Source organism: uncultured Pluralibacter sp. (genome assembly GCF_913775985.1).
Taxonomy (GTDB): Bacteria; Pseudomonadota; Gammaproteobacteria; order Enterobacterales; family Enterobacteriaceae; genus Pluralibacter.
Window position 1 is genome coordinate 1 of the sequence record NZ_CAJYMB010000068.1, and the last position, 12,307, is coordinate 12,307.

8 protein-coding genes and 1 pseudogene are annotated in these 12,307 nt (G+C 58.5%); 6 read left to right on the forward strand and 3 right to left on the reverse strand.

What is annotated here, in order from left to right; all coding sequences use genetic code 11:
- From QZ766_RS07485 to flgL, 4 genes are all read left to right on the forward strand, one after another.
- On the forward strand, positions 1–812 hold an 812-nt coding region (locus QZ766_RS07485; RefSeq protein ID WP_297199604.1), incomplete at its 5' end, for a flagellar basal body P-ring protein FlgI.
- Positions 812–1,762, forward strand: a complete 951-nt coding sequence (flgJ, locus tag QZ766_RS07490) for a flagellar assembly peptidoglycan hydrolase FlgJ (protein ID WP_297199605.1) — start codon at positions 812–814, stop codon at positions 1,760–1,762. The genes QZ766_RS07485 and flgJ, both read left to right, overlap by 1 nt.
- Positions 1,763–1,834: 72 nt before the next feature.
- Positions 1,835–3,478 (forward strand): flagellar hook-associated protein FlgK, encoded by a 1,644-nt coding sequence (flgK, locus tag QZ766_RS07495; protein WP_297199607.1) that lies wholly within the window; start codon positions 1,835–1,837, stop codon positions 3,476–3,478.
- A gap of 10 nt (positions 3,479–3,488) precedes the next feature.
- The gene (gene flgL / locus QZ766_RS07500) at positions 3,489–4,439 is read left to right on the forward strand and encodes a flagellar hook-associated protein FlgL (RefSeq protein ID WP_297199609.1); all 951 of its coding nucleotides are present in this window, start codon (positions 3,489–3,491) and stop codon (positions 4,437–4,439) included.
- Positions 4,440–4,749: 310 nt separating this feature from the next.
- Here the strand turns inward: flgL and rne are convergent, their stop codons facing one another.
- Positions 4,750–8,100: a ribonuclease E gene (rne, locus tag QZ766_RS07505; RefSeq protein ID WP_297199611.1), complete on the reverse strand. Its 3,351-nt coding sequence runs from the start codon at positions 8,098–8,100 to the stop codon at positions 4,750–4,752.
- A gap of 683 nt (positions 8,101–8,783) precedes the next feature.
- Here rne and rluC point away from each other — a divergent pair.
- The gene (gene rluC / locus QZ766_RS07510) at positions 8,784–9,743 is read left to right on the forward strand and encodes a 23S rRNA pseudouridine(955/2504/2580) synthase RluC (protein ID WP_297199614.1); all 960 of its coding nucleotides are present in this window, start codon (positions 8,784–8,786) and stop codon (positions 9,741–9,743) included.
- Between the two features lie 47 nt (positions 9,744–9,790).
- Here the strand turns inward: rluC and QZ766_RS07515 are convergent, their stop codons facing one another.
- A complete protein-coding gene (locus QZ766_RS07515) occupies positions 9,791–10,927 on the reverse strand; it encodes an autotransporter domain-containing protein (protein WP_297199620.1) in 1,137 nt (378 codons plus the stop codon).
- Between the two features lie 445 nt (positions 10,928–11,372).
- Positions 11,373–11,957: a nucleoside triphosphate pyrophosphatase gene (locus QZ766_RS07520; RefSeq protein WP_297199617.1), complete on the reverse strand. Its 585-nt coding sequence runs from the start codon at positions 11,955–11,957 to the stop codon at positions 11,373–11,375.
- Between the two features lie 141 nt (positions 11,958–12,098).
- On the opposite strand from QZ766_RS07520, the pseudogene QZ766_RS07525 reads away from it, so the two are divergent.
- Positions 12,099–12,307: pseudogene (locus QZ766_RS07525) on the forward strand (hypothetical protein); the annotation flags it as partial.

Genomic DNA, 12,307 nt, shown 5'->3' on the forward strand with positions numbered 1-12,307 from the left:
TTTCCCGCCAGGGGCAGACGGTGGATGTGGTGGTCTCGTCGCTGGGCAACGCTAAAAGCCTGCGCGGCGGCACGCTGTTGATGACGCCGCTTAAAGGCGTTGACAGCCAGGTGTACGCCCTGGCCCAGGGTAATATTCTGGTGGGCGGCGCCGGGGCGGCGGCCGGGGGCAGCAGCGAGCAGGTTAACCAGCTCAACGGCGGACGCATTACCGGCGGTGCCACTATCGAGCGCGAGCTGCCGAGCCAGTTTGGCGCCAGCAATGTGATAAATCTGCAGCTTAATGATGATGATTTTGGCATGGCCCAGCAGATAGCCGACACCATTAACCGCCGCGGCAGCTACGGGATGGCGACGGCGCTGGACGCGCGCACCGTGCAAATCCGCGGCCCGTCCGGCAGCAGCAATCAGGTACGTATGCTGGCGGATATTCAGAATATGGAAGTCAGCATGACGCCGCAGGACGCGAAAGTGATTATCAATTCGCGCACCGGTTCGGTGGTGATGAACCGGGAAGTGACGCTGGACACCTGCGCGGTGGCCCAGGGTAACCTCTCCGTCACCGTCAACCGCAGCTACCAGGTGAACCAGCCGGACACGCCGTTCGGCGGCGGCAATACGGTGGTGACGCCGGAAACCCAGATTGACCTGCGCCAGACCGGCGGCTCGCTGCAGAGCGTGCGCGCCAGCGCCAGCCTCAATAACGTGGTGCGCGCTCTCAACGCGCTCGGGGCCACGCCGATAGAGCTGATGTCGATTCTGCAGGCGATGCGGAGCGCGGGCTGCCTGCGGGCGAAAGTGGAAATCATCTGATGATCGGCGACAGCAACCTGATGGCGGGCGCCGCCTGGGACGCGGAGTCCCTCAACGCGCTGAAGCTAAAAGCCGGGCAGGATCCGCAGGGCAACCTGCGAGCGGTCGCGCGGCAGGTGGAGGGGCTGTTCGTGCAGATGATGCTGAAAAGCATGCGCGACGCCCTGCCGAAGGACGGCCTGTTCAGCAGCGATCAGACCCGGATGTACACCAGCATGTACGATCAGCAGATAGCCCAGCAGCTTACCGCCGGAAAAGGGCTGGGGCTGGCGGACGCGATGGCAAAACAGCTTGCCGGCGCACAGGTGCCGGTTGCGCAGGATAGCGCGGTGCCGATGACCTTTGACCCGGCCGTGGTGGCCAGCTATCGCAGCGGTACTCTGGCACAAATGGTGCGCCGGGCGCTGCCGACCCCGCCCGAGCCGGGGGAGTCGGCGCCGCTGTCGGGAGACAGCAAAGATTTTCTGGCCCGGCTGGCGCTGCCCGCGAAGCTGGCAAGCGAAGAGAGCGGCATCCCCCATCATCTGATCCTCGCCCAGGCGGCGCTGGAGTCCGGCTGGGGCCAGCGGCAGATCCGCCTGGAAAACGGCGAGCCGAGTTTTAACCTGTTTGGGGTTAAGGCTTCCGGCGACTGGAAGGGGAAAGTCACGGAGATCACCACCACCGAATTTGAGAACGGCGCGGCGAAAAAGGTGAAAGCCCGCTTCCGGGTGTACGACTCTTATCGCGAGGCGCTGTCGGACTATGTCTCGCTGCTGACGCGCAATCCGCGCTACGCGGCGGTGACGTCGGCGGCAACGGCCGAGCAGGGCGCGCAGGCGCTACAGCGTGCCGGATACGCCACCGATCCCGACTACGCCCGCAAGCTCACCAGTATGATCGAGCAGCTGAAGGGGATGGGCGAAAAGGTGAGTCGCGCCTACCGGCAGGATCTGGATGCGCTGTTTTGAAAGGGCTCAAGTATCTCCCGCGCCTGCCGATAATCTTTCACGGGATTTGATTCTGAAAACACAGGAAACACCATGTCCAGCCTGATGAACAATGCCATGAGCGGGCTCAACGCGGCTCAGGCGGCACTGAATACCGTCAGCAATAATATCGCCAATTACAATATTGCCGGCTACACCCGACAGACCACGGTGATGGCCGCGTCCAACAGTACGCTTACCGGCAGCGGCTGGGTGGGTAACGGCGTTACTGTTACTGGCGTGCAGCGCGAGTACAATGCTTTCATCAGCAGCCAGCTCAACGCTGCGCAAAACCAGAGCAGCGGGCTGGCGTCGCGCTTCCAGCAGATGTCGAAAATCAACGATCTGCTGGCCAGCACGACTAACTCCATTTCAACCTCAATGCAGGATTTTTTCTCCAGCCTGCAAACGCTGGTCAGCAACCCCGAAGATCCCGCCGCCCGCCAGTCGGTGCTCGGCAAGGCGCAGGGGCTGGTTAACCAGTTCTCCACCAGCGATCGCTATCTGCGGGATCAGGATAAGCAGATCAACGGCGCGGTGGCCTCCAGCGTGGCGCAGATCAATGGCTACGCGCAGCAGATTGCCGACCTGAATGATAAAATCTCGCGGCTCGGCGCGGCGGGCGGTGGCACTGCACCGAATGATCTGCTCGACCAGCGGGATCGGCTGGTGAGCCAGCTCAATCAGATAGCCGGCGTGGATGTCACCGTCCAGGACGGCAATATTTATAATGTGTCGCTGGCGAACGGTTACAGCCTGGTACAGGGCAGCAGCGCCCGCGCGTTGGCGGCAGTGCCGGACAGCGCCGATCCGTCACGCAACGCGGTAGCCTGGGTTAACGACGCGGGGAAAGCGGTGGCGATCCCCGACGAGCAGATTGCTTCCGGCAGCCTCGGCGGCATGCTCACTTTCCGTACGCAGGACCTCGATTCGGCGCGCAATAGCCTTAACCAGATGGCGCAGGCGCTGGCCCAGGCGTTTAACCAGCAGAATGCGCAGGGCGTGGACGGCAGCGGGCAGAGCGGCGGCGCCTTCTTTACCATCGGCGGCCCGACAACGCAGGCTAATGCCGGAAACAGCGGCGGCGCCCGCCTTAGCGCGACGGTGGCCGACGGCAGCAAACTGCAGGCCAGCAACTACCGAATGACCTTTGACGGTAAGGGCTGGCAGGTCGCACGTCTGCCGGACAACGCGCCGGTGCAGGCCAGCGTCGGGAAAGACGGCAGCCTGAACTTTGACGGGTTGAGCGTGAGCGTCGGCGGTCAGGCTGGCAGCGGCGACAGTTTTGTCATCAAGCCGGTCAGCGATGCGATCCTCGGAATGCAGGTTGCGCTGAAGGACGGTTCGGCCATTGCGATGGGCAGTAAAAATGGGGAAACCGGCGCAGGGGATAACCGCAACGGCCAGGCGCTGCTGGATCTGCAAAACGGCAAGCTGGTGGGCGGCAACAAAACCCTTAACGATGCGTATGCCTCGCTGGTGAGCCGCGTGGGAAACACAACCGCTACCCTGAAAGCCAGCAGCGAAAGCCAGGCCAGCGTCGTGACCCAGCTGACAAAGCAGCAGCAGTCGATTTCCGGAATCAACCTCGACGAAGAGTACGGCAACCTGCAGCTGTTTCAGCAGTACTATCTGGCGAACGCGCAGGTGATGCGTACCGCCTCAACGCTTTTCGACACGCTGCTCAATCTGCGTTAAGGGAAAAATTATGCGCGTCAGTACGCTAATGATGTATCAGCAAACCATGGGCGGTATTACCCAGTCTCAATCCCTCTGGCTGGACTACGGCGAGCAGATGTCCACCGGCCTGCGGGTCAGGAGCCCCTCAGACGATCCCATTGCCGCCTCGCAGGCAGTGGTGCTCTCCCAGGCGCAGGCGCAGAACGACCAGTTTACTACCGCGAGAACCTTTGCTCAGCAGCGCATCTCCCAGGAGGAGAGCAGCCTCGGGCAGGTTACCTCGGCGATCCAGTCCGCTCAGGAAAAGATAGTTTACGCCGGAAACGGCACCCTCAGCGATGATGACCGGGCCTCTCTGGCCGCCGATCTGCAGGGACTGCGCGACCAGATTTATAATCTGGCCAACGGGCAGGACGGCAACGGCCGCTATATCTTCGGCGGCTACAGCAGCGACAAAGCGCCATTCAGTGCAAGCGGAGAGTATACGGGGGGCGCGAGCAACGTCGAGCAGCAGGTTGACAGCGCCCGTACGATGGTGGTGGGCCACGCCGGGAGCGTAGTTTTCGATGCCATTAGCGGCAATGTGGTAAAAGAGCCGGACGGCTCGGCGTCGGAAACCAACCTGTTCCACATGCTCGACAGCGCTATTGCCGCGCTTAAGGTACCGGTTGCCGGTGATAGCGCGGCGCAGGCGACCGCCAGTGCGGCGATAGACAAGACCAACCGCGGGCTGCGTAACGCGCTGAACAACGTCCTGACGGTGCGTGCAGAGGCGGGTAGCCAGCTGAAAGAGCTGGACGCGCTTAACGCGCAGGGCGGCGATCGCGACCTCAGCCAGGCCCGGCAGATGAGCGCCCTGGTCAACGTTGACTGGAATAGCACGATTTCGAACTATTATATGCAGGAGGCCGCGCTGAAAGCCTCCTATAAGGCATTTAGTGATATGCAGGGAATGTCGCTGTTTCAGCTGAATAAATAGCCCGGTTCTGCGTTCTGATTTAACCCAAAGCGCGATGTCGAAAGACGTCGCGTTTTTTTATGCAAAAAAGCGCCTGCCGGGCGGTAAACATCGGTAATAGTGTTGCTTCTGTGAACGCGGGGGGTAACCCGTGAACAGGTCGATGCGCTGACAGAAATGCCTGCGGAGCAGATGTGGCAAGGACATCTCCAGCAGTGCAGCGCCGACGAAAAGCGTTGAATCAGGGGCGCGGAAGAAAGCCTCCGCAAATGACAGGCATAAAAAAGCCGCCTTCGGGTGAAGGCGGCGGGTGTGTACAGCGGACTGCAGATTACTCTATCGGCTGCGGGCGGGTTGGGCCCGCAGTAGCGACGTGAGTGGCGCTGTGGGCGCCCGCGGTACCTTTACCTTCAAAGCCAAAGCCGGGGCGCACCCAGTCGCTTTCACGCGGGGCTTCCGGAACATATTCCGGCGCCGGCGCGCGGGTCATCGGCGCATCGGCGTGGCCGCCTGCGGCCTGGGCTTTTTTCTCTACCGGTGCTGCGGCTGCTGTCGTAACCGGTGCTGGCTCAGCAGCTTCCGGCGCTGCAGGGGCAGGCTCGACAACAGGGTGTACCACCGGAGCCTGTGCGACAGGTTCAACAACAACCGGCTCTGCTTCAGGCTCTGCGGCTGCAGGTTCGGCAGCGGGTTCAGCCGGGACGGCGGCTTCTGCGGTGGCTTCGGCGACCGGAAGGTCGGCCTCGGCAACAATCTGCGGCGCGTCGTCAACCGGCGCGGCGATCGCTTCCGGATGGCGGGTTTCGACCTCAGGCTGCTGTACGGCGGCTTCTGCCTGCTGCGGTACCTCGACGGCAACAGATTCTGCCGGAGCAGCATCGGCGGCTGGCGCGTGCACTGCTTCAGACGGCGACGCTTCTGCAGCTTCGACGGCAGCCGGCAGGATAATGGCCTGCTCTGCTGCGGTCTGGCTGCTTTCCGGGGCGCGCTGCTCATCAGCGATGCTGTCGTCCTGAACGCGGGTCACCGGGTAGCTGATCCATACTTTTCCTGACGCCATCTCCGGGGATGCACAGGCAAACTCAACCGGCATCGGAGACTGGGTCGGGTAGCGCTCGTCACGGTAGCGGCGGCGGCGCTGGCCACTGACGCGCAGGTGGCGCGGAGAACGGCGCGAGCGGCGCGGCATACCGGCGGTATCGCGGCCTTCGGAACTGTCTTCCTGATCGGCAGGGGCATCAACCACTGCAGGCAGGTCAACTTTTGCCAGTTCGGTGCGCGGTGCCGGCGCTTCAACAGCGGCTTCAGTCGCCTGCGCTTTCTCAGCGGCCTGTGCGGCTTCGGCTGCGAGAGCGGCCTCGGCGATTTCGGCTACGGACAGGATGCGGACCTTCTGATCCAGCTGGCGCGGCTTGCGGCGCGTCTGAACCTGAGTACGCTCTTCCTGATCGACCACTTTAGCTACCGCCGGCTGCGCTTCCTGAACCTGCGCTTTCTGCTCCTGCAGATCCTGCTGGGGCTGGCGGCGTTCATCGCTGTTGCGGCGGCGATTGCGTTCGCGGCGCGGCTGCTGCTCGTCGCGGCTGGCGGATTTCTCCGCGTCGTCTACGACGTTCTGCTGGCGCGCTTCGCGGACTTCACTTGCAGGCTGCGTTCTGTCGCGGCGGTTGCGGCGATTGTCCTCGCGGCCTTCGCTGCTGTCGCTACGGCTGTCGCGACGTTCATTACGGTCGTTACGCTCGCTGCGATCGTTACGTTCATTGCGTTCGCCGCGGTCATTACGATCGCTGCGGTCATTGCGTTCGCCGCGGTCGTTACGATCGTTGCGGTCGCGGCGGCCATTCTGGCGAGGGCGGCGGCGCTCCTGCGGGCGCTCAACTTTTTCTTCCTCTGCCTTCACAACCGGCTGAGGCTCGACTACCGCTTCTTCGCTGCCGCTGAACATTTTCTTCAGGGCGCCGATCAGGCGGGAGATGAGGCCAGGAGCGGCGGCCTGGGCCGGTGCCGGGGTGGTGCTCTTATTGGCCACGGCGGCTGGGGCGGCTTCTGCTACCGGCTCTGGGGCAGGTGGCGCATCCGGCATCACGAATGCTGCCAGAGCAGGCTGCTCCGGACGCTTGCGCTCGGCAGGCTCGTCTTCTGAAGGCAGCGCCATCTCTTCTTCATGCAGTTTCGGCAGCAGGTAGCTGAGAATTTGCGTCTCTTCGCCTTTGCGCACGCGCAGTACGGAGTAGTGTGGCGTTTCCATCTGGTCGTTCGGCACCACGATGCAGCGCACGCCGTCCTGTCGGGCTTCGATAGCGCTGATAGCGGCACGCTTTTCGTTGAGCAGATAAGAAGCAACCTGCACCGGAACAATGGCGTGAACTTCTTTGGTGTTCTCTTTCAGCGCTTCTTCTTCAATCAGCCGCAGAATGGAGAGGGCCAGCGATTCGTTGTCGCGAATGGTACCGGTACCGCTGCAGCGCGGGCACACGTGGTGGCTGGACTCACCGAGCGACGGGCTCAGGCGCTGACGGGACATCTCCAGCAGGCCGAAGCGTGAAATATGGCTAATCTGGATGCGGGCGCGATCCTGGCGCACGGCCTCGCGCAGGCGGTTTTCCACCGCGCGCTGGTGGCGAACAGGTGTCATATCGATAAAGTCGATAACGATCAGGCCGCCGAGGTCGCGCAGGCGCAGCTGGCGGGCGATCTCATCTGCCGCTTCCAGGTTAGTATTGTAGGCTGTCTCTTCGATATCGCCGCCGCGGGTTGCGCGAGCGGAGTTGATATCGATAGCGGTCAGCGCTTCGGTACTGTCAATAACGATGGAGCCGCCGGACGGCAGGCGCACTTCGCGCTGGAACGCGGACTCAATCTGGGATTCAATCTGGTAGTGGCTGAACAGCGGGATTTCACCGGTGTAGAGCTTAATTTTGCTGCTGAAATCCGGACGACCCAGCGCGGCGATGTGCTGGCGGGCCAGCTCAAGCACTTTCGGGTTGTCGATAAGGATTTCGCCGATGTCCTGGCGCAGATAATCGCGGAAGGCGCGCACGATGACGTTACTTTCCTGATGGATAAGGAACGGCGCCGGACGGTTTTCAGCGGCTTTCTTAATGGCTTCCCAGTGCTTAAGACGAAAGCTCAGGTCCCACTGCAGGGCTTCGGCTGATTTGCCGACGCCAGCGGTGCGCACGATGAGGCCCATGCCGTCAGGCAGCTGGAGGCTGGAGAGCGCTTCTTTCAGTTCAGTGCGGTCGTCGCCTTCGATGCGGCGAGAGATACCGCCCGCGCGCGGGTTGTTCGGCATCAGCACCAGGTAGCTGCCCGCAAGACTGATAAAGGTGGTCAGCGCAGCACCTTTGTTGCCGCGCTCTTCTTTATCAATCTGGACAATCACTTCCTGACCTTCGCGCAGCACGTCTTTAATATTCGGACGACCGTGAGCGCTGTAGTTTGAAGGGAAGTATTCGCGGGCAATTTCTTTGAGAGGGAGGAAACCGTGACGCTCGGCACCGTAATCGACGAATGCGGCTTCAAGGCTGGGTTCAATGCGGGTGATCTTGCCTTTGTAGATGTTCGCTTTTTTCTGTTCGTGTCCTGGGCTTTCGATATCCAGATCGTACAGACGTTGCCCATCCACAAGGGCGACACGCAGCTCTTCTTGCTGAGTTGCGTTGATTAACATTCTTTTCATCGTAACTTACTCATTATTCTTACATTGACGACTAAGCTACGGGCAGAGTTTTCCTTGCCGGGGTAAACCGATGGCCTCGTGTCTGTTCACGTCGCCAACCTCACGGTTGTCGGTCGCTTAAGAGGCGCAGAGTGTCGGTAGCCTGCGTTTCAACCGGAAACACAGCGCAATTATTCAGGGGGAACAGCCTGGGATCAGTCTCCAGAGAAGATTCCATCCGTACTCATTTTTTCAAGTGCAGGGCGTTTCACCTGCTTACTCCAGTCACATACTGGAGTAGCGCCTGGAGATCCAGGTTCGCCGCCTGTCTGTTCCTTGAGGTTCTGAGTATTAACCGGTAAGGACTGCAACCCGCAGCCCGCTAACTGTCTGAAAGATAAAAATGTCTTACGCCATTGCTGCATAAATAATCGTTCAGACAAAATGGGTCATTCCGCTAACAGGCGTATTCATACAAGTTAGATGCGGAAAACCGAATCATTATTCCCTGCGAAACCGCTGATAGCAAGATGACTTTTACCATTTATCACCCGGTTACTCACAGTTTCTTCACTTTACTGAGTCGATTGCTGTAATAACAAACAAATCAGTTTGGCTTAGGTGACGGTGCCGGGTTATTCACAAAGTATAGGCACAGAAAAAGGAGTGGCGCGAATCCCGCCGCCTCATTAGAATCGCCCCCCATGAAAACTGAAACACCCACCGTAAAAATGATTGCCATCGCCGATGATGAAGCGGGGCAGCGAATCGATAACTTTTTGCGCACCCAGCTTAAGGGCGTGCCGAAAAGTATGATTTACCGCATCCTGCGCAAAGGCGAAGTGCGGGTTAATAAGAAGCGCGTCAAGCCGGAATATAAGCTGGAAGCGGGCGATGAGGTGCGCGTCCCGCCGGTGCGCGTGGCGGAGCGTGAAGAAGAGGCGGTTTCGCCGCACCTGAATAAAGTGGCGGCGCTGAGCGACTGCATCCTTTATGAAGACGATCATATCCTCGTGCTGAATAAGCCTTCCGGTACGGCGGTTCACGGCGGCAGCGGGCTGAGCTTTGGCGTCATTGAAGGGCTGCGCGCGCTGCGCCCCGAAGCACGCTTTCTCGAGCTGGTGCACCGCCTCGATCGCGATACTTCAGGCGTACTGCTGGTGGCGAAAAAACGTTCTGCGCTGCGCTCGCTGCACGAGCAGCTGCGCGAAAAGGGCATGCAGAAGGATTATCTGGCGCTGGTGCGCGGCCAGTGGCAGTCGCACATGAAGGTGGTACAGGCTCCGCTTTTGAAAAATATTCTGCAGAGCGGCGAACGCATCGTACGGGTCAATCAGGAGGGCAAACCCTCGGAAACCCGCTTTAAAGTCGAAGAGCGCTTTACTTTCGCGACGCTGGTGCGCTGCAGCCCCGTTACCGGACGCACCCACCAAATCCGCGTCCATACGCTGCACGCAGGGCATCCGATTGCGTTTGACGATCGCTACGGCGACCGCGAGTTCGACCGCCAGCTGGCAGGCACCGGGCTGAACCGCTTATTCCTGCACGCCGCCGCGCTGAAGTTTACCCATCCCGGCACCGGCGAGACGCTGCGCATTGAAGCGCCGATGGATAACGGGCTGAAAAACTGCCTGAAGACGCTACGCAACAACGCAGCGAAATAATATCCCGCGGCAGGCTCCCGGCCTGCCGCAGTTCCCTGCCTTAATAATCAGAAGTCGTACACTACGCGGACCAGGTTGGCATCACCCTGGTGATCGGTGCTGGACGTAAAGACGTGTTCATACTGCACCGAGAAGCCGTAATCCAGCTTCACGTTAACGCCCACGCCGTTGTCGATACGCTTGTAGTTGCGCCCATTAAGGTACTCAAGGCGGTCTCCCATAAAGTAGGGCTCAACGGCCTGTACGGCGAAGCTCTGAACAGGGATGGTGTATCCGGCGAAATATTCAATACCCCACGCGTCGTCGGCAAAATATTTATGGATATCGGCGTGCTTGCGCATGGTCTGTAAATAGTTCTGATACCAGCCGCCGCCGACCGAGAAAGTCCACTGATCCGGCGTCCAGCTAAGTGCGGTACCCACGATATTCTGGTTATAGTTTTTCTCTTGATTGCTGTTATTAACGCGCATTTGAGCCCGGGTGTAGTTCCACGCGGCGCCCCAGGTAAAGTCTTTAGAGAAGTGATAATCAACACCCAGCGAACCGCCGCCGTGGCGTTTGTAGTGGAGGCCGTTATTTAGGTTCAGATTGTCATCAAACAGATAGGCGGCATACAGATCGGTGTTGCCGATGCTCTCTTTATACTTGAGCATGTTTCTGGACATGTATGAACCATCGTAGTCGCCGTTAATACCGTTTCCGGGCGCCTGACCTAGCATATCGTAATCCCAGATATCCGTTTTAACACCGACAACATCGTAGTAAACGCTGTTCTGTTTACCAAAGGTGAGGGTGCCCCAGGTATCACTTTTCAATCCGGTATAGAGCATACGGCGGGTGGTGTGCGTGGTGCCTTTTTGATAGTGGTGGTCCCACTTGAAGACGCGGGGGAAATCCACACCCAGCTCGTAGTAGCTTAACCAGCTAATGTCATCGAACAGATAATAATCACTGGTGAAGCGAAAACGCGTCCCGCCGTCATAGCCGTTACGCTTGTAAGAGCCTTTATCGCCTTTGCCGCTCAGGTTCAGGGCCTGAGGACGAATACTCCCTCCGACCGTGAAATTAAGGCGGCTGAGCGGATCGCCCGCCGTAGGATCCTGTTTAATCAGGGTAATCTCGGCATAAGCGCCTGAAGAGGTGGCGCCTATTAAAGCAGCGGCCGCCGCGCATTTAGTTAAAATGTTGAAAGTTTTATTCACGGTATTTCCTTACCAGTTAAATAATTAGCGCGGTAAGGGTAAGTGTTTCCGGAAGGCTAAAATGAGATCTGAATATATTTTTCGTAACGAAATAAGTGAGATTTTGTGATCTATTGTAACAATAAGTGTGTGGTTTAAGGTTTTGAACGTATGAATGTAATTTGCAATAATATCAGGTAGTTCTTTTTTGCGCAGGAAGGCGGCTTTAAGGGCGGGGATTGCTGATGCACATAAATTAGCTGGCGGAGAAGGATAATTTCCCAGGGTTATGTCATGCTTTTACAGAGGATGCATAAACTTATTTATCTTTGTTAAATAACGAGTGTTTTCTTTTAAATCAATATAATAGAATATGTTTAGCCGCTTGGTATCGTTATGCAGTGTTCGATGACTAAGCGGCTTTTGTAAAATCCTGCTGACAGAAGCGTTAACTTAACAATGGGTTTAACGCTTCATGGCGCAGCATTTTACACAGTGCAATCAGCGGCAGTCCGATCAGCGTATTCGGATCGCGCCCGTCCAGCTTTTCGAATAGCGTAATCCCCAGCCCCTCACTCATAAAACTTCCCGCGCAGTTGAGCGGCTGCTCTTTCTGAACGTAGCGGGCAATCTCTTCATCCGTTAAGCGGCGAAAGTGAACGTCAAACGGCTCGCATTCGGTCTGGATGTGGCCGCTGGCGCTGTTGTAGAGCGCCAGACCGGTATAAAAGGTGACTATGTGACCACTGGCCTGGCGCAGCTGGGCGCGGGCGTTTTCCTCTGTGTGGGGTTTGCCGGTAATTTTACCGTCGAGCACGCACACCTGGTCGGAACCGATGATCAAATGCCGGGGATAGTCGTGGGCCAGCGCCTGCGCTTTGGCCTGGGCGAGTCGTAATACCAGCTGGCGCGGCGTTTCGCCGGGCAGGGGCAGTTCGTCAACGTTGGGTGCGGCGCACGTAAAAGGCACTTCCAGCTTTTTCAGCAGCTCGCGGCGGTAGCGGGACGTTGATGCAAGAATCAGTTGCGGCATAATTTTTTTACCTGGCTCTGGTGATCCGAATCGCGTCATTTTAAACTACTGGCCGCAATGTGTGCGAATAAATGGCAAAAGGCGCCCGCGGGTGCCTTTTTCTTTGACTCTATGACGTTACAAAGTTAATATGCGCGCCCTATGCAAAAGGTAAAATTACCCCTGACTCTTGATCCGGTTCGCACCGCTCAAAAACGCCTCGATTATCAAGGTATTTATACCCGCGATCAGGCCGAGCGCGTCGCCGAGTCTGTGGTCAGTGTGGACAGCGATATTGAATGCGAAATGACATTTGCTATCGACAACCAGCGCCTCGCCGTTATTAAAGGTGATGCAAAGGTTGACGTGAC